This window comes from Actinoplanes cyaneus, assembly GCF_016862095.1.
GTDB classification, from domain to species: domain Bacteria; phylum Actinomycetota; class Actinomycetes; order Mycobacteriales; family Micromonosporaceae; genus Actinoplanes; species Actinoplanes cyaneus.
Window position 1 is genome coordinate 1 of sequence record NZ_BOMH01000036.1, and the last position, 23,021, is coordinate 23,021.

Below are 23,021 nucleotides of genomic sequence, written 5' to 3' on the forward strand. Positions count from 1 at the left end.
CGTTCAACGGAGCCGACAGCCATGTCACCTGCTCGTCGACCTCCCACCCAAGGTCGCCGCGGCCCGCCTGGTCAACAGCCTGAAAGGCGTCTCCTCGCGCCGCCTGCGACAGGAGTTCCCCGACCTGGTACGCCACTACTATCGGGATAACAAGCTCTGGTCGGGTTCGTACTTCGCCGGGTCTGTCGGCGGCACACCCGCTGAGCGCCATCAAGCAGTACATCGAGCAGCAGAACCGTCCCGGTTAAGGCACTGCTCGGGCCTGACGGCCCTCCCAGCGCGGGCCTTCACCCCCGGCCTGAAGGCCGGAGCACTGGCCCGCATTCCGGTAGCGCGCAGGCTCAGCCGAGTTCTCTGGCCAGCCCCTCGATCACGTGCGCGCCCGGGAGTGCGCCGAGCGCCGGCCCGGCCACCGCGATCTTGCTGTGCCGCACCCCGGATCCCACGATGACGTGCGGCGCGGCGATCACCCGGGAATCGACCAGGATCGGCCAGTCGGCGGGCAGCCCGATCGGCGTGATCCCCCCGAACTCCATCCCGGTCAGCGACACCGCCTCCTCCATCGGCGCGAAGCTGCACTTGCGCACGTCGAGATGCCGCCGGACGACTCCGTTCACGTCGGCCCGCGTGGTGGCCAGGACGACGCACGCCGCGTACTTCGTGACCTCTCCGCGCCGGCCCGCCACGATCACGCAGTTGGCCGACTCGGCGAGGGTCACCCCGTACGCCTCGCAGAATGCCGCGGTGTCGGCAAGGCCCGGATCGATCGGCGCCACCAGCACCTGATCGACGTCGATCGGCGCCTCGTCCGGCCACATCGACAGCGCCTTGACCACCGGCACCGCGAGCAGATCGGGTCGAGACTGGGCAGGTTCGGTCTGCAGGCTTCCCATCACGCCCGTCATCATCACCCAAGTCCGACCGCGCAGCCAGACGACCAGCGGACCGGGGCCGGGCACCTCCGTAAGGCCACGACCGCTCAGGTTTCGGCGGATCATGCCGAATGTCTGAGGTTGTGAAGGAGGAGCTCATCTCAGAACGCCGCACGCCCCGCGTCGGCACTGTCAGCGGCCTGGCCCTGATGACCGGCGCCACCGCCATGGCCGCGATCGGCGGCGGCCACCACTCGGTCTTCGCGACGATTCTGCTGGCCCTCCTGGCGCTCGGCATGGCCCACGCGTTCACCGTGGAGATCCAGCGTCAGGCCCACCGCCGGGCCGGCCGCTGGGGCCGCAACGACCTGATCAACACCGTGCTCCTGGCCAGCTGGGCAGTCGCCTCGCTCACGATCGCGATGCTGCCCTACCCGCCCGCCTCGGTTCGGATCCTGGGGCTGCTGCTGACCTTCAGCTACACCGCGGCCGCCGCCTACTTCGTGGCGGAGCGACACCGCGCGATCGCCACGGCCCAGGCCGAGAGCACCTCCTCGGTCTCCGAGTCGGCCTCGGTCTGACCGCAGCCTGCCCCGCCGCGCGCTTTCCTACCGATCGCCCGCGGCGGCCCGCTCCACCGGCGGCCCCATCGTCGGCAGCACCACCATCAGCGGCGGCACCGCCACCCCGCTGGTCTCGATCGGCAGCTCCGGCACCGGCAGCCAGTCCAGCCCGAGCGGCTCCGGCCCCTTCCCGTCATCCCGCCCGGCCCGCGGCTCGCCGTCCGCCACCGTCACCGCGAAGACCGACGTCATCCCCGACGGGTACGGCATCTCCAGCACATACCTCAAGTCGCTGACGATCAGCCCGGTCTCCTCGAAGACCTCGCGGCGCACCGCATCTTCGGCGGTCTCACCGGGCTCCAGCCCACCACCTGGCAGAGTCCACCACTCGCCGCCCCCGGATCGCCGGCTGCGCTCGTGCACCATCAGCACGCGGCCGTCCCGCACGATCACGGCGGCAGCCCGCCTTCGTTCGCTCACGAGTCGCAGGCTAACCGCCGGAATGGCCGTACGCAGGATTTCCTCGTTCCTCTGTGGATAACTGGCAGACCCAGACCGGGCTAATGCGTAGCTAAACCTTCGGAACGGTGACCAGCAGGAAGTCCTTCTTGGCGAGGATCGCCCCGCTCAGCTTCAGCCTGGTCTTCTTCTCGATGAACGTGATCGCCGTCTCGGTGTGGTCGGCCACCTCGGTCTTCAGCCGGCCCCGCTCGTAGAGCCGCCGGGTCCCGCGCCCCGCGGCATTCCCCCGGTACGCCACGACGGTGCGCCCCTTGGAGAGCGGCTCCGCGATCGCCTCGGTCATCCCCAGGCTGCCGGGACCGTCCTCGAGGAGCATCGTCCACCGGCCGAACCCGCTCACCCCGAGGAAATACCGAGCGGCGTTCTCCTCACCGTCACCGGGGCCGACCACCTGCGGCCAGGTGACCTGCTCGGAGATCGTCCCGCCGATCGCCTTCACCGCTGCTTCCGGGGACAGCCCGCTCACCATCGTCAGGCAGAAGCCCCGTGCCAGCGGGCCGTCCGGACCGACCCACAGGTGTCCTTGATCACTGCTGGTGTCGGTCAGGTTCGTCCGGCTCTGGCTCGCCAGCCCCGCCCGCGACTTACCGCATCCAGCCAGCGGCGCCAGGACCACCGCCGCCAGAAGAACCCGCCGTCTCACCGCGTCAGTAGACCAAACATTTAGACGTCCGGTAAAGCAAAGAATGAGATGTGCTGTCGATCTGTCCGTATTGGAAACGAACGCCGGGAAAACGCTGAAGCCCTCACCAAATGGTGAGGGCTTGAGAAGTCTGTGGAGCCCAGGGGACTTGAACCCCTAACCCCCGCCTTGCAAAGGCGGTGCTCTGCCAGTTGAGCTAGGGCCCCGGACAGCGCCTCAGCGCAGATCAGGAGCGGTGGTCGCCTCGTGCCACAGGGCTCGCTCGTCGCTGGAGGCCTTGACCTTCTTGACCACCAGGGTGGCAGCACCGACAACGGCGGCCACGATCAGAAGCTTCTTGAGCATCAACTACCCCCACTCTGGGACGGGAGACGCAACTGGGCGAGCAAAACAATGGGCGACCCAAGTCCGCGCCATCCGTGCGGACAGGATCGCCCGATCGCTCGTGGGGCTAGATGGAATCGAACCATCGACCTCAGAGTTATCAGCTCTGCGCTCTAACCGACTGAGCTATAGCCCCTCACCTGCGGACAGAACATTACCGCATCGGGTTGCGAGCCACCAAAACGGGGGTGGCTCACAACCCGATCAGGCATGTCAGTCGCGTTCCGCGAGCGTCAGCTCGATGCCGCCGACCAGGTCGGCGCAGACGTTGTAGATGAACGCCCCGAGCGTCGCCAGCGCCGTGAACAGCACGACGTTGACCGCGCCGATCAGCATCGACGTGCCGATGACGCCCCACGCGGTGATCCGGAAGCCGCCGGAGGCCTCCGAGCCGCCGCTCGCGCTGACCAGTTCCTTGAGGCTGTCGTTGACCGAGGTCCACACGCCCATGGTGTCCAGCGCCAGGTAGAGCACCGACGTCGCGACTACCACCACGATGAACAGCACGATGGAGACCGCGAACGCGAACTTCATCACGGACCAGGGGTCGATCCGCTTGAGGTTCAGCCGCGCCCGGCGCGGGCCGCGCGCGGCAGCCGAGGACACCGTGGAGCGAGCCGAACGAACCGCTTCGGAGACCCGGGCGGCCCCGACCGCCGACGTCCCACTCGAGCCGGCCGGCGTGGCCGTCCCGCTGACCGGCGCGGTGCGCTGCTTCGAGGCACCGGGCGGGGTCACCGTGGGGCCGCTGCCCGCCGGGCGCGCAGCGGAGCCCGTGACGGTCCCGGGGGTCGTCCCGGGGCGCGACTGGGCAGCACCGGGCGCGGCGCCCTTGCCCTTGGTCACAACCGGCACCGCCGCCGAGGCCTTGGCCACAGCGGGCCCGCCGGGCTGCTGGCGCTTGGCATCGGCTTCCGGCCCGGCAGCGGACGGCTCACCCGGCGGCGGGGCCATGCCCGGCGCCCTGGTGAACTTCGGCGGGGACGGGGCATCGGCGGGGACAGCGGCGCGCCCAGCGGACTCGCGTCCAGGCGTTGCGGCGCTGTCATTCTTCGCCGCATCGCCCGGAGCTGCTGAGCTCCCGGGGCCCCCCGACTTCGCCTGTGTCTCCGGCATCAACTAGTCCTGTTCGTCAGGCTCGTCGGCATTGCGAGCAAGCGCCACGATGGTTACACCTTCAGGGAGGTCCATCAGCTTGACCCCCATTGTGTTCCGATCCCGTGTGCGCCGTACAGGCTTCACGGGAGTCCGGATGACACCACCATTGCTGGTGATGGCAAACAGTTCATCCTCCGGGCTGATCACCAGAGCGCCGACAAGTCCACCACGTCGTTCGGTGATCTTCGCGGTGAGCACCCCCTTGCCGCCACGCCCCTGCACCGGATACTCCTCGATCGGCGTTCGCTTCGCATACCCACCGTTGGTGGCGACCAACACATCCATGTCGTCGCGCACCACTTCCATGGCGAGAAGCTCGTCGTTGTCGCCGAAGCGCATGCCGATCACACCCGAGGTCGCGCGCCCCATCGGCCGCAGCGCCTCGTCGGTCGCGTTGAACCGGATGGCCTGGGCGTGCTTGGACACGAGCAGGAGGTCGTCCTCCGGTGCCACCAGAGCCGCGCCCACCAATTCGTCATCCTCCCGCAGGTTGATGGCGATAATGCCACCGCTGCGGTTGGAGTCAAATTCGTCGAGGCGGGTCTTCTTCACGAGACCATTCTTAGTGGCGAGCACAAGGTAGGGCGCGACCTGGTAATTCGGGATCTGGATGACCTGGGCGATCTGCTCGTCCGGCTGGAACGCCAGCAGGTTCGCGACGTGCTGACCCTTGGCCGTCCGGTTCGCTTCGGGAAGTTCGTAGGCTTTCGCCCGATATACCCGGCCTTTGTTCGTGAAGAACAGCATCCAGTCGTGGGTCGAGATCACATAGAAGTGCGAGACGATGTCGTCCTGTCGCAGGGTAGCGCCGCTCACACCCTTGCCGCCGCGCCGCTGGGATCGATACATGTCGACCTTGGTGCGCTTCGCATAACCAGTTCGTGTGATGGTCACCACAACGTCCTCGCGCGCGATGAGGTCCTCCATGGAGACCTCGCCGTCGAACGGGATGATCTGGGTGCGCCGGTCGTCCCCGAACTTCTGCACGATCTCGCCGAGTTCGTCGGAGATGATCGCCCGCTGCCGCTCCGGCTTCGCCAAGATGTCCTTGAAGTCGGCGATCTCGAGCTCGATCTTCACCAGCTCGTCGATGATCCGCTGCCGCTCCAGGGCGGCCAGGCGGCGCAGCTGCATGTCGAGGATCGCGGTGGCCTGGATCTCGTCGACGTCGAGCAGGGTCATCAGGCCCTGGCGGGAGTCCTCCACCGTGGGCGAGCGCCGGATCAGGGCGATGACCTCGTCGAGCATGTCCAGCGCCTTGCCCAGACCGCGCAGGATGTGCGCGCGCTCCTCGGCCTTGCGCAGGCGGTACGCCGTACGCCGGCGGATGACCTCGATCTGGTGGTCGACGTAGTAGCGGATGAACTGCGCCAGATTCAGCGTCCGCGGCACGCCGTCGACCAGCGCCAGCATGTTGGCGCCGAAGGTCTCCTGCAGCTGGGTGTGCTTGTAGAGGTTGTTCAGCACCACCTTGGCGACCGCGTCGCGCTTGAGGACCAGGATCAGCCGCATGCCGGTACGCCCGGACGACTCGTCCCGGATGTCGGCGATGCCGGTGAGCTTGCCCTCCTTGACCAGCTCGGCGACCCGCTCGGCGAGGTTGTCCGGGTTCACCTGGTACGGCAGCTCGGTCACCACGAGACACGGCCGGCCGCGCTGGTCCTCCTCGACCTCGACGACCGCGCGCATCCGGATCGAGCCACGCCCGGTCCGGTACGCGTCCTGGATCGCCTGCTGGCCCACGATCAGGCCGTAGGTCGGGAAGTCGGGACCCTTGACGATCTCGAGGAGCGCCTCGAGCATCGTCGCCTCGTCGGCCTCGATGTTGTCCAGGCACCACTGGACCGCGGCCGCGATCTCCCGCAGGTTGTGCGGCGGGATCTTGGTGGCCATGCCGACCGCGATGCCCTCGGACCCGTTGACGAGCAGGTTCGGGAAGCGGGCCGGCAGGATCGTCGGCTCCTTCGTACGCCCGTCGTAGTTGTCCTGCATGTCGACGGTGTCCTCGTCGATGTCCCGCAGCATCTCCATCGCCAGCGGGGACAGTTTCGACTCGGTGTAACGCATGGCGGCCGGCGGGTCGTTGCCCGGCGAGCCGAAGTTGCCGTTGCCGTCGATCAGCGGGTACCGCAGCGACCACGGCTGGCCCATCCGGACCAGGGCGTCGTAGATGGACGAGTCGCCGTGCGGGTGGTAGTTGCCCATCACGTCGCCGACGACGCGCGCGCACTTGACGTAGCCACGGTCGGGGCGGAAGCCGGCGTCGTACATCGCATAGAGGATCTTGCGGTGCACCGGCTTCAGGCCGTCGCGGACGTCCGGCAGCGCGCGGCCCACGATGACGCTCATCGCGTAGTCGAGATACGAGCGCTGCATCTCGACCTCGAGACCCACCGGCTCGACGCGCTGGGTCACACCGCCGCCGGTCTCCTCCGGGGAAGCGTCGCCGTCAGGGGGTTCGGGAATGTCAGTCACTGTTAACCCTTACTCAAGGTGAAGCCAGACAAATTCGGCCAAAGACCCGCGAACTGCTGTGGATAACACTGTGGAAAGGTGCCCTTCGCTGTGGACACGTGACCAGCAGTGCAACCCCGGGAGTTCAGATGTCGAGGAACCTGACGTCCTTCGCGTTGCGCTGGATGAAGGACCGCCGGGCCTCGACGTCCTCACCCATCAGCACGCTGAACAACTCGTCGGCCACCGCGGCGTCGTCCAGGGTGACCTGGCGCAGCGTCCGCGTCTCGGGGTCCATCGTGGTGTCCCACAGCTCGTGGAAGTTCATCTCGCCGAGACCCTTGAACCGCTGGATGTCGTCGGGCTTGGCGTTCGGCTTCTTCTGCTGGCGCAGCGCGATCAGCCCGTCCCGCTCACGGTCGGAGTACGCGTACTGCGCATCGTCGCCGCGCTTGTTCCACTTGATCTTGTAAAGCGGCGGGGCGGCCAGGTAGACGTGGCCCTGCTCGACCAGCGGCCGCATGAAGCGGAACAGCAGGGTGAGCAGCAGGGTCTGGATGTGCTGGCCGTCGACGTCGGCGTCGGCCATCAGGATGATCTTGTGATACCGCAGCCGGCTGATGTCGAACTCGTCGTGGATGCCGGTGCCCATCGCCGTGATCAGCGCCTGGACCTCGTTGTTCTTCAGCACCCGGTCGATCCGGGCCTTCTCCACGTTCAGGATCTTGCCGCGGATCGGAAGAATCGCCTGGTACTTGCTGGAGCGGCCCTGCTTCGCCGAGCCGCCGGCCGAGTCACCCTCGACGATGAACAGCTCCGTCTCACGCGGGTCGGTGGACTGGCAGTCGGCCAGCTTGCCCGGCATCGAGCCGGACTCCAGCAGCGACTTGCGGCGGGCCAGCTTGCGCGCCTGCTGCGCGGCAATCCGGGCGCGGGCGGCCTGGTCGGCCTTGGTGATGATCAGCTTGGCGTCCGCCGGGTTGCGGTCGAACCAGTCGGCGAGCTGCTCGTTGGCGACCCGCTGGACGAAGCTCTTCATATCGGTGTTGCCGAGCTTCGTCTTGGTCTGACCCTCGAACTGCGGCTCGCGCAGGGTCACCGAGATGATCGCGGCAAGCCCCTCACGGATGTCCTCACCGGACAGCTTCTGGTCGCCCTTGAGGAACTTCTTCTCGATCCCGTACTTGTTGACGATCGTCGTCAGCGCGGAACGGAAGCCCTCCTCGTGGGTGCCGCCCTCGTGGGTGTTGATGCGGTTCGCGAAGGTGTAGACCGACTCGCCGTAGGACTCGTTCCACTGCATGGCGATCTCGACGCCCATGCCGGCCTCGTCGTCCTCGGTGCTGAACTGGATCACCGTCTTGTGGATCGCGTTCTTCGTCGCGTTGAGGTGCCGGACGAAATCCGCGATGCCGTCCGAGTACATGAAGGTGACCTTGCGGGGCTCACCGTTCTCGTCCTCGAACCCGGGGCGGCTGTCGGTGAAGTTGATGGTGAGAGCCCGGTTCAGGAAGGCCATCTCCTGCAACCGGCGGTAGATCGTCTGGTAGTCGAACTCCACCGTCTCGAAGATGTTCGGATCCGGCCAGAACTGGACGGTCGAACCGGTCTTGTCGGTGGACTCGCCCTTGATCAGCTCGGTCGGGATCGACAGGTTGTACTGCTGCCGCCAGACGAAGCCCTTCTTGTGGATCTCCACCGCCATCCGGGTGGAGAGCGCGTTCACCACGGAGACGCCGACGCCGTGCAGACCACCGGAGACCTTGTAGGCCTGGTTGTCGAACTTGCCACCGGCGTGCAGCACGGTCAGCGCCACCTCGACACCCGGCTTCTTCAACTTGGGGTGCAGGTCCACCGGGAAGCCACGGCCGTTGTCGGTGACCGAGACACCACCATCGGCCAGCAGGACCACGTCGATGGTGTCGCAGTACCCCGCGAGCGCCTCGTCGACGGCGTTGTCCACAACCTCCCAGATCAGGTGGTGCAGGCCGCGCTCGCCGGTCGAGCCGATGTACATGCCGGGACGCTTGCGAACCGCTTCAAGGCCTTCGAGCACAGTGATGGAATCGGCACCGTACTCCTGATTGTTCTCTGCCACCCTCGGCCGCTTTCTCGCACCGGGCCCGGAAGGCCCCGCACGGGGTTGGCAGGCACCCAGCAACGATCGGCGCGCACGACGCACCGGCTGATGACACCGCGAGAAGAGCGGACCACCGGTGGAACCATGCACGCCGGTCGCCGCGGGCTGCCCGCGGATCGTGATCGGCTGGAAAAACCGCGTAGCGTGACGAAGGTGGCTGCGTGTAGCAGTCCGAACACCGTCAAGCACAGTTTTCCCGGTCGCTGTCGATTCTACTCCGCCGAAGCGAGTTGGCGAGGGCGCGCACCCCTTCCGGGCGTCTGAGAGTCCCGTAGCGCGATTCAGCCTGCCTCCCACGTCTCCCCCTACACGGAACGCCCAGCCGCGCAATCGCAAACGCTGCCAGCCGGGCGCGCCTTCCGGGCCCGATCGGCCGTCGCTGCCACACTGCCTGTCAGCGGCAGGCGCTGGTGTCGTAACCTCGCCCGCGCGGGCCGTGCATGGCGCAGGGCCGCAAGGTCATGTCGAGGAAGGGTTGCCCGATGGCGCACGACAAGGGCCTGGACAACGTCGCGGTGCACTGGCCGCGGACGAACCAGTACTACGACCCGGTGGCTCCCGCCGAGTTCGTGGACTTCGGCGCGATCGCCGACGCCCCGGAGATCGCCGCGCCCACCGGTGCGCTCGCACTGCACATCGCCAAGACCGGCACCGTGCGCGCGACCGCGTACACCGAGCTCGTCGACCTGCTGCTGGGGCTCGAGGGCGTGCTCTACGCGACCGACGCGGCCGCCGAGGACGAGGATCCGGTGATCGACCCGGACGGCTGCGCCTGGATCGCCGGCGGCCTGGAACGCTTCGTCGAGGGCCACGAGAAGTTCGGCGACCTGGTCACCTTCGACACGGTGGCGGAGGTGATGCGGACCGCGATCGCCGGCGGCCGCCTCGCCGAGCAGCAGTTGCGCTGGCTCGACCACCGGCTCGCCGCGCTGCGCGACGACGCCGGCAACGCGCCGCACTGGAGCTTCGCGCGCACCGAGCTCGCGGTCCTGGCCGGTTTCTACCGTCGCTGCGCCGAGCGCGGCTTCGCGATCTTCGCGGACTACTGACCGATCGCTTCCGGTCACGACCCTCAAGATCGAAGATCAAGTTCCTGAGGTCCCAGGTGGGCGGGTGGTCCCTCGCCGCCGCTCCCGCGGGGACCCTTGCGGGCCGAGCAGGGCGCTGACGCGCCCTGAACGCTCAGCCCGCAAGGGCGATGTCCGTGGGTGGTCGCGCCGCACCCTTTCCGTCAGGAGGCGTCGGACTCGGCAGAAGCACGAGCGTCCTGCCGAGCCAGCCACCACATCTCGCCGACGATCACCAGCAGCAGCACCGCGATGCCGGTGCCCAGGAACAGCGACCAGCGCATGCCGTCCGGCACCGAGCCGCCGTAATAGGCGGCGGCCCACGCCGGACTCGCCGCGACCGCGAGCAGGCCCGGCACGATCAGGGACAGCACGACCAGGGACAGAGCCAGCAATCGCCGAAGCACCATGCAGCCTAAGACGCTGGGAAACGCGCCAGGGTTGCAAGTACGACGAACTTTCACCGAATGTCGCTCATCGGTGACAGCCCGGAACCGCACAGCGAAACCGGGATCCCGGCTCAGCCGTAGGTGTCGCGCGGCCCCCGGCCCTGCACCCGGCGCGGCCCCCGATTCCACGACGGCGCCGCCGGCCCGTGGATGTTCAGCCTGGTCACCACGTTGTGGCCGACCTCGCCGGCGATCTGCTTCAGCAATCGCCCGGTCAGCATCCGCAGCTGGGTGGCCCACGCGGTGGACTCGGCCTCGACGGTGAGCACCCCGCCGTCGAGCTTGATCGGCCGGCTGTGCGCCGCGATGTCCGGCCCGACCACCTTCTCCCAAGCACCGAAGACGGTGGCCTCGGCCTTCGGGCGCTCCCAGCCACGGGCCTTCATCAGGCGCTCCAGCATCGCACCGAACAACTGCGGGTCCCGCGGGTCCGGCCCCGGCCCGGAATAGCCGCGCAGCCGTTTCTCGCCACCTTTGCCGCCGGTGCGCCGCCGCGGCTGCTGAGCCGCCGACCGACGCTTCGCCAGGGCGGCGTCCAGCACCGCGCGGGCCAGCTCCGGGCCGGCCTTCCCGGCCTCACCGGCAGCGGCATCAGCAGCGTCCGGCAGCGCCCCGGCAGCGCCCGGCACGGCCCCTCCACCGGAGGGCGCGGGCCCCGCCCCGGCCACGGGTCGCCCGGCCGGTCGATCGTCACCCGTTCCGCTCACCTTGCGCGGCATGCCGCCACCCCCTGTGGACAACTTACGCTCGCACCAGCGCCGCTCGGCACGCCGGACCACACTGGACCCTGCGGCGAGCGGATCAGGCGAACCCAGGACGCGCTGAGAGCGGTAGAACGGCGATTCGTTCCGGCTGCACCCTGCCGGGCCGCGCGCAGCACCGGACGATCACCGTCCAAAACCGGTCTCTTCCCGCAAAACACCACAGCAGTTGTCCACAGGCTGTGGGTGATGCCGCCGGCATCAGGGCACACGGGTCACCGACCCGGTCGTCACGTCGAACCGGGCACCGTGCAGGGAGGCCGGCACGTCCTCCGGCACCGCGCACGTCACCAGCAGCTGCGCGGCGTCGGACACCAGCGCCGCCAGCCGGTCGCGCCGCCCCGCGTCCAGCTCCGCGAACACGTCGTCGAGCACCAGCACCGGCTCGATGCCGTCCGACCGCAACAGGTCGTACGCCGCGAGGCGCAGCGCCAGCGCGAACGACCACGACTCACCATGGCTCGCATACCCCTTGGCCGGCAGCTCGCCGAGGGACAGTGCCAGGTCGTCGCGATGCGGGCCGACCAGCGTCGTGCCGCGCTCGATCTCGGCGGGCCGGCGCTCCTGCATCCGGGCCAGCAGCGCCGCCTCCAGAGCCGGGCGGTCCGGTGTCACGTTCTCGCCGAGCCGCGACGCGTACGTGATGGACGCCGCCGACTTCCCCGCCGCAACCGCGTCGTAGGCCTTGGTCAGATGCGGCCCGAGAGCCGCCGCGAGCTCGAGACGACCGGCGAGCAGCTCGGCCCCGTGATAGGCCAGATGCTGGTCCCAGACGGCCAGCGTCGACAGGTCCTGCCCGCGGGTGCCGCCCACCTTGCGGGTCAGGTACGCCGTCCGCAGCAACGCGTTGCGCTGCTTGACCACCCGGTCGTAATCGGCCCGCACCCCGGCATACCGCGGCAGCCGGGCGACCAGCAGATCGTCGAGATAACGCCGGCGCTCGGACGGGTCGCCGCGGACCAGCTCCAGATCCTCCGGCGCGAAGAGCACCATCCGCAGGGCGCCGAGCACCTCGCGCGGGCGCCGCACCGGGGACCGGTTGAGCCGCGCCCGGTTCGCCTTGCCCGGCACGATCTCCAGCTCGACCAGCAGCTCGCGACCATCGTGGACGATCGCGCAGCGGATCACCGCCGAGGCGGCACCGAACCGCACCAGCGGCGCGTCGGTGGCGACCCGGTGACTGTCCAGAGTGGCCACATAGCCCAGCGCCTCGATGAGGTTCGTCTTGCCCATGCCGTTCTGACCGACCAGCACGGAAACGCCGGGTTCGAGATCGACGGCAACCCGCCCGTAGGAACGGAAGTCGACGAGCTCGACCCGGCGTACGTGCATGGGTCAGCGCTTGACGGCGTGGCCGCCGAACTGCTGGCGCAGCGCGGCGACGGCCTTCATCGCCGGGGAGTCGGCCTGCCGTGACTCGAAACGCGTGAAGATCGAGGCAGCCAGGACATGGGCCGGAACGGCAAGGCGGATCGCCTCGTCGACGGTCCACCGGCCCTCGCCGGTGTCCTCGACGTAGCCCTTGAGGTTGGCGAGCGTCGGGTCCTCGTCGAGCGCACGGTCGAGCAGGTCGAGCAGCCAAGACTTGACGACACTGCCCTCACGCCAGCTCTTGATGACCGCCGGCACGTTGTCGACGAGCTCGGAGGCCAGAAGGATCTCGTAGCCCTCGCCGTACGCCTGCATCATGCCGTACTCGATGCCGTTGTGGATCATCTTGGCGTAGTGACCGGCGCCGTGCTTGCCGGCGTGCGCGAAGCCGAACTGACCGGCCGGCTTGAGCGCGTCGAAGATCGGCTGGCAGTGCGCCACGATCTCCTCGTCGCCACCGACCATCAGCGCGTACCCGTTGGTGAAGCCCCAGATGCCACCGGAGACGCCGACATCCAGGTAGTGGATGCCCTTCGGCTTCAACCGCTCGGCCCGCGGGCCGTCGTCGGTGAACTTGGAGTTCCCGCCGTCGATGATGATGTCGCCCTCGGAGAGCAGCCCCGCGAGCTCGTTGATGGTGTCTTCGGTGATCTGCCCGGCCGGCACCATGGTCCAGATGACCCGTGGAGCCGCCAGCTTCTCCACCAGCTCGGCCAGGTTGGCAACGTCCGACTTGTCCGCGTTGTGGTCGAATCCGACCACGTCATGCCCGGCAGCACGCAGGCGTTCCCGCATGTTGCCACCCATTCGGCCGAGACCGATCAGGCCGAGTTGCATGGTCTTCCCCCTAGAAGTGCGAATGTTCCTCGCTCAGTATCAGCGCGTTACCCGGATCGGCATGATCAGATAGCGGTATCCCGGGATGATTTCGCCACTTTCGCCAGCGGGCGAGATCACAGCGGGCTTGAACGCGTCGACGAACGAGAACACCGCCGTCGGCGCGCCGAGGTTCTGCAGGCCGTCGATCAGGTACTGCGGGTTGAAGCCGATCGTCAGCGCCTCACCGGTGAACGCCGCCTCCATCGCCTCGCTGGCGCGCGCCTCCTCGGTGGTGCCGGCCTCGACGACCAGACCGTCCTCGCTGAAGCTGAGCAGCACCGGGGTGGTGCGCTCGGCGACCAGCGCGACCCGGCGGACGACCTCCACCAGGGCGGAGACGCTGATCCGGGCCTCGGCGTTGTGCGAGGCGGGGAAGAGCGAGCGCACCGGCGGGTAGTTCGCCCCGTCGAGCAGGCGGCTGGTCGTGCGCTTCTGTCCACCGGCGAAACCGATCATGCCCTCGCCGGCGTTGCCCTGTGCCAGTGCCAGGGTGGCCGAGCCACCGCCCGGGCCGAGCGCCTTGGCCGTGTCGTTCAGCGTCTTCGCCGGGACCAGCGCGTTGAGGCTGATCTCCGGGTCGTCCGGGTTCCACTCGATCTCCCGCATGGCCAGCCGGTAGCGGTCGGTGGCCAGCATCGCCATGGTCGTGCCGTTCAGCTCGATGCGCACACCGGTCATCATCGGCAGCGTCTCGTCCCGGCCGGCCGCGATGGCCACCTGGGAAACCGCTGAGGCGAACGTAGCGGCGTCGACGGTCCCCGCGCTGGACGGCATGTCCGGCAGGGTCGGATAGTCCTCCACCGGCATCGTGGGCAGGGTGAAACGCGCACTGCCGCAGACCAGCTCGAGGTGAGCGCCGACAGCGGCGATGTCGACAGGCTTGCCGGGCAGCGCCTTGGTGATCTCGGCGAGCAGGCGGCCGGAGACCAGCGCGGCGCCGTCCGCATCCGCCTGGACCTCGACGGAGACCTGGCTGGAGACCTCGTAGTCGAACCCGGAGACCTGCAGGCGGCCGTCGGTCACTCGCAGCAGGACACCGGCGAGCACCGGCACTGACGGCCGGCTCGGCAGGCTCTTGGCCGTCCAGGCGACGGCCTCGGCGAGCGAGTCTCGCTCCACCCGGAACTTCATGCTGTCCTCCGCGATGCTTCCTCTACGGGGCGTGGAGCCCACTGAAACTCTATGGCGCTGACCGTGTTGACGTGTGCCCGACCCCGGGTGCGGCAGGCAGGACCCGCCGAGCCTGACGGCACGGACCTACCTTGCCTTGCTTCGCCGGAGAAGCGAAATGCCGCCACTCCACGGTGCTGACGCCGTCCGGCTGAATGTGGGCCCTCAGGCGTTGTGGCGGGAGCGGCGGCTACGACCTCTGCTGGAGTGCGGTGCTGGAGCTCGGTGCGAGTGTGCGGTGCCAGCCGGGCGGGTTCCACCGCGGCGGGGCAGCGACGCTCACGGGTGCTAACTCTCCATCGACCCGGAAGGGCGCGTCTACACCTTCTCGGTGCTCTCTTCGGGGATCCGATCGGCGACAGGGTGATGCGCGGGATCGTTCGCGCCTCGGAGGCTGACACCCGGCTCTTGATGAAGTCGCTCCGGCGCACTGCCCGAGCGCGACGGTGACAGGGCAGACCGAGGCACCTGGCTCCTTGGTGCTGGCTCTTCCCGACCTGTGCCCTCCACGGCCCGGAGGCAGGCCGACCAGCCTTTCCACACGCTGATGATTTCTTTTTATCTATTAGAGAGATAACTAGTCGTCTTCATCGGTCCTGTGCATTCTGTGGAGAACCCGCGTTTCCGCTGGTGAGAGGGTTATCCACCGGTGATTCACATGTGGGTAACCGGGGTACAACCATGCCTACTTGTCCACACCCGGGGTTCGCCAACAGGGTTATCCACCGTTGTACACAGGCTATCCACCGGTTATCCACCGGGTTTGTCCCCCGACCTGTGGACGACGCCGAGACGCCGGCGTCACGTTGTCCCCAGAACCTTCAACAGGCTATCCACACTCGTCCACAGGCAGCTGACTAGCAGCTAACTCTCCGTGTCTGTCCACATCGATTTCCCCAGGAGTTGTCCACATCTGTGGTTAACGACCTAAAAGTTATCCACCGTCTGGGGACGAAGCCTGTGGATGCCTGTGGACGAGTGTGGACAACGTTGGCACGAAACTGACCCGTTCCGACGTTGACAAGTTCGCTCCGACCGCACAAGAAAGTTCACATGGAAGAATGTCAATCTCTCCAGGTCAGAGCCAAATCTGGGGATAAATCTGTGGGTAACGCGGTGAAAGCCGTGGATAAACGTGTGGACAGCCGTGTTGTCCCAGCTCAGAGCTGTTGTCAGGTGCCTGTGGGAAACGCTGCTTTCTCGGCGGGGCGTCGTCGCTGTGCAAAACCCGGATTTCCCGTACGCCACCGGTTGTCCACACCCGGCGCCGGCGTCGCACATCCGCGTCCCGGGGACCGTCCCGACCGCTGGTGATCAGTGGAGCGGAGAGCGTGCCGATCTGTCAGTTCAGCCCGGCGAGGCACCAGCGGCCGGAGTGGGGCGCCGCGATCCTCGACTCGACGACGTGCCCTCGACGAGTGCCGAGGCGCGCGGACGGCCACCCGGACGGCGACGAGCGCCGAGACGCGTGTGGACGACGACGCGGACGACGCGTGATCTGGTCGGCAGTGTCGTCGGAGGCGGTGCGATAGCGATGGACGGCCCGCGGACGACGAAGCGCTGCCGGCTGTAGGAGCTCGGCAGCGCTCGGGGACGGTGCTGCGGGACGGTGCTGACGCCGTACCGAAATCAGGTGTTCTGTTTGATCCTGTTGGTGAGCTCGGCGATCTGGTTGTAGAGGGACCGGCGCTCGGCCATGTGCTGCCGGATCTTGCGGTCCGCGTGCATGACGGTGGTGTGGTCGCGGCCGCCGAATGCCTGACCGATCCGGGGAAGCGACAGGTCGGTGAGCTCGCGGCAGAGGTACATGGCGACCTGTCGCGCGTTGACCAGCACCCGGCTGCGGGAGTGCCCGCGCAGGTCCTCCAGGGAGACGCCGAAGTAGTCAGCGGTGGAGACCATGATCTGGTCCGCGGTGATCTCCGGGCCGGCGCCGTCGGGCATGAAGTCGCGCAGGACCTCCTCGGCGAGCGAGAGCTGCACCGGGGAGCGGGTCAGGCTGGCGAACGCGGTCACCCGGATGAGGGCGCCCTCGAGTTCGCGGATCGAGTTGGAGACCCGGGAGGCGATGAACTCCAGCACGTCGTCGGGCGCGTACATCCGCTCCTGGGCGGCCTTCTTCTGCAGGATCGCGATGCGCGTCTCGAGGTCGGGCGGCTGGATGTCGGCGAGCAGGCCCCACTCGAAGCGGGTGCGCATCCGGTCCTCCAGCGTGGCGAGCTGGCGCGGCGAGCGGTCGGAGCTGATGACGATCTGCTTGTTCGCGTTGTGGAGGGTGTTGAAGGTGTGGAAGAACTCCTCCTGCGTCCGCTCGCGGTTCTCCAGGAACTGGATGTCGTCGATCAGCAGGATGTCGACGTCGCGGTAACGGCGCTGGAACGCCTGCGTCTTGTCGTCGCGCAGGCTGTTGATGAAGTCGTTCGTGAACTCCTCGGTCGAGACGTAGCGCACCGAGCGCGCGTGCCCGAGGGTGGTCGCGTAATGACCGATGGCGTGCAGGAGGTGCGTCTTGCCCAGCCCGGAGCTGCCGTAGATGAACAGCGGGTTGTACGCCTTCGCCGGTGACTCGGCCACCGCGACCGACGCGGCATGCGCGAACCGGTTGGACGAGCCGATGACGAACGTCTCGAACATGTACTTCGGGTTGAGCCGGTTCCCGTCCTGGCCGCCGGGACGCGGGGACGCGCCGGGGCCGCGCAGGTCGGCCTGTGGACGGCCGGGGCCGTTGTCGCCGCGCATCGGCATCGTGTCGTCGCGGCGGTCGTCGAGCTGGCGCTGGTTCTCCCGCAGATGTGCCGGGTCGGCGGGCATCCGCAGCGCGGCCGCCTCGTTCGGCGCCGGGGGCATCTCGCGCTCGGGGCCCTTCTCCGGCGCGCGTGCCGGGGCGGGCCGGTTGACCTGCGGCGCGGCCGGCATCGGGTCGGCGAAGAGCGCCTCCTGGCCGTCGCGGGCGGAGGCGGCGTTACGCCCGTAGGGCCCGGCCGGCGCGGAGTGCTGCGCGGAACCCGTCGGGTACGGCTCGGGCGCGCGGTCCGCCGGCCCGAAGGCCTGCTGCTGGTACGCCGATTGCTCCGGCGGATAGGCCGGAAGCTCGGGCTGGAACGGCCGGGGATCCGGGTTGCGCGGCGCGTCGGCGTAGTGCATCGGCTGCGCGTCGCGGGGCGGCGGCTCGGACTCGGCCTCCACCGGGGTGCCGTAGACAGTGCCGGGCATGCCGGTCCCGTCCTCCGGTGGGCGGACCGTGACGGCGACCTGGATCGGCCGGTTCAGCCGCCGGGTGAGGGCCTCGGTGATCGCCGGCCGCAGCCGCAGCTCGATCACGTCCCGGGTGTACGCGTCCGGAACCGACAGCAGCGCGGTGTCCTCGACGATGGCCCGGAGACGGGTGAACCGGAGGTAGGCACGCTGCTGCCGGGAAGCGATCTCCTCGGACAATTCGCTGAGTGTGTCCTGCCACAGCATGCCCAGGTCGACCTGATCGGCCACCGCCGCGCCACCCCCATCGCCACCGACCCCCGGTGGACCTTGTGTCCGGCCTTCCCTGTGCCTGTCGGCGCCCGTGCAGGCGACCGATCGGCTCCCCCAACCCAGCACAGTCAACGCGCTGAACACGCACGGCGCCACCGGCTATCCACAGGTTATCCACAACCCGTGACGGTGCCGATGGCGCTCCCGGCCGGATGGTCGGCAGAATCACCGGAGCCTGTAGCGGCGCGGGCTTGAAACAGGCTCACCATGGCGAACGATCCACCTGCTTGTCCGGTTTTGGCCGCCGCTTCGCGGTATGCGAACGGACGGGTAAGACCAGCAACCGCGCACGCTAACAGCGCCTGCCGGGGGACTACAACCGCTGTCCCAGGCGAGCGCCGCCCGTTCGCAGGAAAAGATTCACTTTGTGCGTGGAAAGACCTGCTGGTCGTTCGGGTTCCTGCATGACGGCGTGCCGATCCAGGATATGGTTGACCGCTGCAACCGCCGTGCGTAGGGTTGAGCGGTTGCTCCGCCGCGCTCTGATAAAGTGGCGTCTTGCAGCGGATGCCCCCTGACGTAGTTGAAGACGGAGTTGTGACGTGAGCAAGCGCACCTATCAGCCGAACAACCGCCGGCGCGCCAAGACCCACGGCTTCCGGCTGCGCATGCGCACCCGTGCCGGCCGCGCCATCCTTTCTTCCCGCCGTGCCAAGGGCCGCGGCACGCTGTCGGCCTGAGCCGACCGCTTAGCCGGGCCGGAATGTCCAGGTAGCCGTGCTGGCCGCGACGCAGCGACTGCGGCGTAGCGCGGAGTTCGCCGCAGCGATCCGCGGTGGCCGCCGAGCCGGCCGCGGGACCCTGGTCGTTCACCTGCTTATCGAGGAGCCGGCGCACGCCTCCACGGCGCGCGCCGGCTTCGTCGTATCCAAAGCCGTGGGCAACGCGGTGGTGCGGAACAAGGTCCGGCGTCGGCTGCGCCACCTGGTCCGGCCGTTGCTGGCCGACCTCCCACCAGGCGCTTCTCTGGTGGTGCGGGCGCTGCCGCCGGCCGCTCAGGCGGGCTTCGCGGAGCTCGACTCGGATCTCACCGGCGCGCTGGCCTCCGCACGTCGCCCCCGGCGGCCGCGATGAGCCTGGCTGCCCGGCTCCTGACCGCTGTGGTCGTCGCGTACCGTCGATACTTGAGTCCGGCGTTGCCGGCCCGCTGTCGGTTTTACCCCTCGTGCAGCGCGTACGCCCAGGAGGCCCTGGCGCGGCACGGCGCCTTGCGAGGGACAGGCCTGGCGATCTGGCGGCTCCTGCGTTGTCATCCCTTCCACCCTGGCGGGTACGACCCGGTGCCTGACCCGATCCGTCACCGTCCTGCCGATGTGACTGGAGATTAGATTGAGTCTCGACTGGATCTACTACGCCATTTCGTGGATCCTCCTTCGCTGGCATGCCCTGTGGGATGCGATCGGGATCCCTGACGACCGCGTGCTCGGCACGAACTGGTCCTGGGTCCTCTCCATCTTCTTCCTGGTGGTGACGCTGCGCGTCATCCTGTTCCCGGTCTTCGTCAAGCAGATCAAGAGCCAGCGCGCGATGCAGGCGCTGCAGCCGAAGGTCAAGGCTCTGCAGGAGAAGCACAAGGGCGACCGGGAGACGCTCCAGAAGGAAATGATGGAGCTCTACAAGACCGAAAAGGCGAACCCGCTGATGGGCTGCCTTCCCATGGTCCTGCAGATCCCCGTCTTCCTGGGCCTGTTCCACGTGCTGCGCCACCTGAACCCGAACCTGCCGGAACGTCTGAAGACGATCTACGGCTGGTCGCTCGAGCAGTTCACCAGCGCGTCCGGCGCGCACCTGTTCAACGCCCCGATCAGTGCCAAGTTCGGCTCGACCGACGCCGAGCTGGCCGCCCTGGGCGCGAACGGCACCACGGTGAAGATCCTGGCCGCCGTCCTGATCCTGCTGATGATGACGACCACGTTCCTCACCAGCCGGCAGATGATCCTGAAGACCGGCTGGGCCGAGGACCCGCAGCAGAAGATGATTCAGCGGCTGATGCTCTACGGCATCCCGTTCTCGCTGCTCATCTCCGGCTCGCTGTTCCCGATCGGTGTCGTCATCTACTGGGTGACGAACAACCTGTTCACCCTGGGCCAGCAGCAGTGGGTGCTGCGGAAGTTCCCGCCGCCGCAGATGGCCGGCGCGAAGACCGGCTCCAGCGCGCGCCCGGCCACCGCGACCGCGAGCGACGCCAAGGGCGTGAAGAGCCCGGTGCAGTCCGGCCGCAGCGGTGGACTCTTCGGCAAGAAGAACGCGGTCGAGGAGCCGGCTCCGGTCGTCGACACCAAGGCGCTCGCTCCGAAGCCCGGCGCCAAACCGGTGAATCCGAAGAAGGGCGCCCGGCCGGCGAACAAACCCAAGGGATGATCGCGGCGCGGGGCCCGGATCAGGGTCCCGCGCGCTCCCCTTGCTACAGACCTCCCCGCGACACGTATGCAAGCCGGTGGCGCGGGAAACAGCGGACCGACTTCGGTCCGGCCCGAGTGACAACGGAGATGAACCGTGACCGACACCAGTACTCCCCCTGCCTCCGACTCCTCCGCTCCGGTTACGGAATCGGTTGCCTCGGCGACGCCAACGGAGGAGGCCTCCACGGAGGCGAAGAAGTCGGAGAGCGTCGCCTCGGACAGCGACCTGTTCCGGCAGAGCGAGATCGCCGCGGACTACGTCGAGGGTCTGCTGGACATCCTCGACTACGACGGTGACATCGACGAGCTGGTCTCGGCCGGCCGGCCGATGGTCGAGGTGGTCGGCGGCCGGCTGCAGCCGCTGGTCGGGCAGCGCGGCGCCACACTCGAGGCGCTGCAGGAGCTGACCCGACTGGCGATCTTCCGGGCCACCGGGTCACCGAGCCGGCTGCTGCTCGACATCGGCGGTTACCGCGCCACGCGGCGTAAGGAACTCGCCGCGGTCGCCCGTAACGCCGTGGAGAAGGTCAAGGAGCACGGCGACGCGGTCCGCCTCGAGCCGATGTCGGCTTTCGAGCGCAAGTGCGTGCACGACGTGGTGAACGCGATCCCGGGCGTGCAGAGCGAGTCCGAGGGTGTGGAGCCGAACCGGCGCATCGTGGTTCGCGTGGCGGATTGAGATGACCGACCCCCGCTTCGGCGCGGGTGACCTCGGCCCGGGCGGCTCAACGCCCGGGCCGTCGTCTTTCCCGGCGTCTTCGCCCCCGTCTTCCGCGGGTCCGGTGTCCGCACCGCCGCCGTCAGTTCCTTCCTTCACCTCGTCCTCGCCGGCACCGGCATCGTCCGAGTCGCCCGCGCCCGGCGCGGTCCCGCCGGCTTTCCCGGCCTCGGTGCCTCATCTGCCCACGGTCTCGTCGGAGGTTCCCGTGTCCGCGTCCATGGATCCGTCCGAGACTCCCTCTTCCTCGCCGAGCGACCCGCCGGCTTCGGCGTCGTACGCGTCCAGGCCAGGGCTTTCTCCCGGTGGCACGGGTTCCCCGGTGCCGGTGGATCTCTCGGCCGTCGATGTCCGGCGTCCGCCTGCCGAGATCGCGGCGGTCGCTGCCGAGGTCTTCGGGGACCGGCTGGAGCTGGCGGGGCGGTTCACTCAGCTACTCGCTACCGAGGGAGTCGTGCGCGGGTTGATCGGTCCGCGGGAGACGCCCCGGCTGTGGGAACGCCACCTGGTGAACTGCGGAGTTATGTCCTCTTTATTCCCTTTCGGGGCTTCAGTGGTCGACGTGGGTTCTGGCGCCGGTTTGCCCGGTATCGTGCTCGCTGTAGCTCGTCCTGATCTTCGGATCACGCTGGTCGAGCCGCTGGCTCGGCGTACCGCTTTCCTAACCGAGGCGGTCGACGAGCTCGGCCTGGACAACGTCACGGTCGTGCGCGGGCGGGCCGAGGAGGTGCTCGGTGAGGTCGGCGAGGCGGACGTCGTCACGGCTCGGGCGGTGGCCGCGCTGGACCGGCTGGCGGGGTGGTGCCTGCCGCTGGCCCGGGTCGGGGGCAGGCTGCTGGCCCTGAAGGGGGCGTCGGCGGAGGAGGAGATCGGTGAGCACGGAGCCGCGATCGCGCGCATCGGTGGTGGGCAGCCGGAGATCCGGCTCTGCGGGGTCGGACTGATCGACCCCCCGGCAACGGTGGTCGAGATCGTCAAGGAGCGGGAGGTGGCGCCTCCCGCGCGTGACAAGGGTCGTGCTGCCGGCGCCGGTCGTCGCTCCGGCCGGGGCGACGACCGAACCGAACGAGGCGGCGTCGGCGGCGACGGCCGGCAGCGCGACTCCGGTGACGGTGCGCGTCAGGATCGCTCGGACGGGCGTCGCGGTCAGGGCGATGCCGGGGGTCGCGGCCAGCGGGATGGCGGCGGTCGCGCCGGTCAGAACCGGTCCGATGGACGTTCTGGTCAGGGCGGTGGTGGTGGCGGTCGGTTCGGTCAAGGTGGCCGGGCCGGAGGGTCCGGTGGCGGGGCGTCGGGTGACGGCCGCGGCGGCGGACGGGGGAATCCACGGAGGGGATAGATGGGCCGGCGGGGTGCGAGGAAGCGGACTGCGCGCAATGCGCGCCCTAACCCATCAAAGGCTTCGGATGTACGTCCGGAGCGGTCCCGTGCCCAGGAAAGCCCCAGGGTCGACCATCCCTGGCCGGGGCGCCCGGTAAGCGGCTCCGATCCGTCCCGCGCTGACGCGGTCGAGCACTCGCCGACTGCCAATCCTCGTGTGACCCCGATCGGTGCCGATGAGGTGGCGGATCGCCCGCCGGTGCCCGAGGTGCCGACGCCCGGCCGGGACTTCCAGCCGGCCGTTCACCGCTCGGCGGAAAGCGATGTTTCACGGGAAACAATGGCTCCCGGTACGGCGGTGGACCACGACAAGGAAGCTTGCGGTGGCACGCAGTCAGCCGTGGTTCCGGGCGCCGCTGAGTCGTTTCGTGGTGCGCGGGAGGAGCGGGGGCGTGTGCTGGACGGGACCTCCCCGGGTGTCATGGGGAGCAGCGATGGCCGTACGGGAAGTCATCCTTCTGATGGAGACCGTGAGCAACGGGACCGCCTCGAGCCGCCCGTGACCGCGAGCTATGGCGGTGATTTGAGGCTTGTGTCGGGCGTGATGATGTTTGTCGACG

Annotated in this window: 21 protein-coding genes, 2 tRNA genes and 1 pseudogene; 9 read left to right on the top strand and 15 right to left on the bottom strand. The window is 68.5% G+C overall.

What is annotated here, in order from left to right; translation table 11 throughout:
- Window positions 1–248 (top strand): annotated as a pseudogene (tnpA, locus tag Acy02nite_RS46605) (IS200/IS605 family transposase); the annotation flags it as partial.
- Window positions 249–341: 93 nt separating this feature from the next.
- Here tnpA and Acy02nite_RS22450 read toward each other — a convergent pair.
- Window positions 342–893 carry a YbaK/EbsC family protein gene (locus Acy02nite_RS22450; RefSeq protein ID WP_203744166.1) on the bottom strand — a complete coding sequence of 184 codons (552 nt, stop codon included), beginning with the start codon at window positions 891–893 and terminating at the stop codon, window positions 342–344.
- A 110-nt stretch (window positions 894–1,003) separates the two neighbouring features.
- On the opposite strand from Acy02nite_RS22450, the gene Acy02nite_RS22455 reads away from it, so the two are divergent.
- Window positions 1,004–1,453 (top strand): hypothetical protein, encoded by a 450-nt coding sequence (locus tag Acy02nite_RS22455; RefSeq protein ID WP_239175099.1) that lies wholly within the window; start codon window positions 1,004–1,006, stop codon window positions 1,451–1,453.
- A 27-nt stretch (window positions 1,454–1,480) separates the two neighbouring features.
- Here Acy02nite_RS22455 and Acy02nite_RS22460 read toward each other — a convergent pair whose 3' ends face one another.
- From Acy02nite_RS22460 to gyrB, 8 genes are all read right to left on the bottom strand, one after another.
- Window positions 1,481–1,915 carry an NUDIX domain-containing protein gene (locus Acy02nite_RS22460; protein ID WP_203743592.1) on the bottom strand — a complete coding sequence of 145 codons (435 nt, stop codon included), beginning with the start codon at window positions 1,913–1,915 and terminating at the stop codon, window positions 1,481–1,483.
- Window positions 1,916–2,006: 91 nt separating this feature from the next.
- Complete coding sequence (locus Acy02nite_RS22465; protein ID WP_203743594.1) at window positions 2,007–2,600, bottom strand: DUF6461 domain-containing protein; 594 nt, start codon at window positions 2,598–2,600, stop codon at window positions 2,007–2,009.
- A gap of 133 nt (window positions 2,601–2,733) precedes the next feature.
- Window positions 2,734–2,806: transfer RNA gene (locus Acy02nite_RS22470), tRNA-Ala, on the bottom strand.
- Between the two features lie 10 nt (window positions 2,807–2,816).
- A complete protein-coding gene (locus Acy02nite_RS46610) occupies window positions 2,817–2,945 on the bottom strand; it encodes a DLW-39 family protein (protein WP_014687105.1) in 129 nt (42 codons plus the stop codon).
- A 101-nt stretch (window positions 2,946–3,046) separates the two neighbouring features.
- Window positions 3,047–3,120, bottom strand: a tRNA-Ile gene (locus Acy02nite_RS22475).
- Between the two features lie 77 nt (window positions 3,121–3,197).
- Entirely contained in the window at window positions 3,198–4,100 is a 903-nt protein-coding gene (locus Acy02nite_RS22480) for a DUF3566 domain-containing protein (RefSeq protein WP_203743596.1), read from the bottom strand.
- Between the two features lie 3 nt (window positions 4,101–4,103).
- The gene (gene gyrA, locus Acy02nite_RS22485) at window positions 4,104–6,617 is read right to left on the bottom strand and encodes a DNA gyrase subunit A (protein WP_203743598.1); all 2,514 of its coding nucleotides are present in this window, start codon (window positions 6,615–6,617) and stop codon (window positions 4,104–4,106) included.
- Window positions 6,618–6,741: 124 nt separating this feature from the next.
- Window positions 6,742–8,694: a DNA topoisomerase (ATP-hydrolyzing) subunit B gene (gyrB, locus tag Acy02nite_RS22490; protein WP_203743600.1), complete on the bottom strand. Its 1,953-nt coding sequence runs from the start codon at window positions 8,692–8,694 to the stop codon at window positions 6,742–6,744.
- A gap of 524 nt (window positions 8,695–9,218) precedes the next feature.
- Here gyrB and Acy02nite_RS22495 point away from each other — a divergent pair.
- Window positions 9,219–9,785: a hypothetical protein gene (locus Acy02nite_RS22495; RefSeq protein WP_203743602.1), complete on the top strand. Its 567-nt coding sequence runs from the start codon at window positions 9,219–9,221 to the stop codon at window positions 9,783–9,785.
- 182 nt (window positions 9,786–9,967) lie between these two features.
- On the opposite strand, the gene Acy02nite_RS22500 is transcribed toward Acy02nite_RS22495, so the two are convergent.
- From Acy02nite_RS22500 to dnaA, 6 genes are all read right to left on the bottom strand, one after another.
- Entirely contained in the window at window positions 9,968–10,213 is a 246-nt protein-coding gene (locus Acy02nite_RS22500) for a hypothetical protein (RefSeq protein WP_203743604.1), read from the bottom strand.
- Window positions 10,214–10,323: 110 nt separating this feature from the next.
- The gene (locus tag Acy02nite_RS22505; RefSeq protein ID WP_425548059.1) at window positions 10,324–10,971 is read right to left on the bottom strand and encodes a DciA family protein; all 648 of its coding nucleotides are present in this window, start codon (window positions 10,969–10,971) and stop codon (window positions 10,324–10,326) included.
- A 243-nt stretch (window positions 10,972–11,214) separates the two neighbouring features.
- Complete coding sequence (gene recF, locus Acy02nite_RS22510; RefSeq protein WP_203743608.1) at window positions 11,215–12,345, bottom strand: DNA replication/repair protein RecF; 1,131 nt, start codon at window positions 12,343–12,345, stop codon at window positions 11,215–11,217.
- Between the two features lie 3 nt (window positions 12,346–12,348).
- Window positions 12,349–13,221 carry a phosphogluconate dehydrogenase (NAD(+)-dependent, decarboxylating) gene (gene gnd, locus Acy02nite_RS22515; RefSeq protein ID WP_203743610.1) on the bottom strand — a complete coding sequence of 291 codons (873 nt, stop codon included), beginning with the start codon at window positions 13,219–13,221 and terminating at the stop codon, window positions 12,349–12,351.
- Between the two features lie 39 nt (window positions 13,222–13,260).
- Window positions 13,261–14,394: a DNA polymerase III subunit beta gene (gene dnaN, locus Acy02nite_RS22520; RefSeq protein ID WP_203743612.1), complete on the bottom strand. Its 1,134-nt coding sequence runs from the start codon at window positions 14,392–14,394 to the stop codon at window positions 13,261–13,263.
- A gap of 1,668 nt (window positions 14,395–16,062) precedes the next feature.
- The gene (gene dnaA / locus Acy02nite_RS22525; RefSeq protein ID WP_239175134.1) at window positions 16,063–17,895 is read right to left on the bottom strand and encodes a chromosomal replication initiator protein DnaA; all 1,833 of its coding nucleotides are present in this window, start codon (window positions 17,893–17,895) and stop codon (window positions 16,063–16,065) included.
- A 608-nt stretch (window positions 17,896–18,503) separates the two neighbouring features.
- Between dnaA and rpmH the strand changes: the two genes are divergently transcribed.
- The 6 genes from rpmH to rsmG all read left to right on the top strand — a co-directional run bounded on the left by rpmH (window position 18,504) and on the right by rsmG (window position 22,420).
- Window positions 18,504–18,641 carry a 50S ribosomal protein L34 gene (gene rpmH / locus Acy02nite_RS22530; protein WP_067702010.1) on the top strand — a complete coding sequence of 46 codons (138 nt, stop codon included), beginning with the start codon at window positions 18,504–18,506 and terminating at the stop codon, window positions 18,639–18,641.
- A 37-nt stretch (window positions 18,642–18,678) separates the two neighbouring features.
- Window positions 18,679–19,035 (top strand): ribonuclease P protein component, encoded by a 357-nt coding sequence (gene rnpA, locus Acy02nite_RS22535; protein ID WP_203743617.1) that lies wholly within the window; start codon window positions 18,679–18,681, stop codon window positions 19,033–19,035.
- The gene (gene yidD / locus Acy02nite_RS22540; protein WP_203743619.1) at window positions 19,032–19,289 is read left to right on the top strand and encodes a membrane protein insertion efficiency factor YidD; all 258 of its coding nucleotides are present in this window, start codon (window positions 19,032–19,034) and stop codon (window positions 19,287–19,289) included. Before rnpA ends, yidD begins: the two co-directional genes overlap by 4 nt.
- A 1-nt stretch (window position 19,290) precedes the next feature.
- Entirely contained in the window at window positions 19,291–20,322 is a 1,032-nt protein-coding gene (yidC, locus tag Acy02nite_RS22545; RefSeq protein WP_203743621.1) for a membrane protein insertase YidC, read from the top strand.
- 135 nt (window positions 20,323–20,457) lie between these two features.
- Entirely contained in the window at window positions 20,458–21,042 is a 585-nt protein-coding gene (locus Acy02nite_RS22550) for a Jag family protein (RefSeq protein ID WP_203743623.1), read from the top strand.
- 361 nt (window positions 21,043–21,403) lie between these two features.
- Window positions 21,404–22,420, top strand: a complete 1,017-nt coding sequence (rsmG, locus tag Acy02nite_RS22555; protein WP_425548060.1) for a 16S rRNA (guanine(527)-N(7))-methyltransferase RsmG — start codon at window positions 21,404–21,406, stop codon at window positions 22,418–22,420.
- Window positions 22,421–23,021 lie beyond the last annotated feature (601 nt).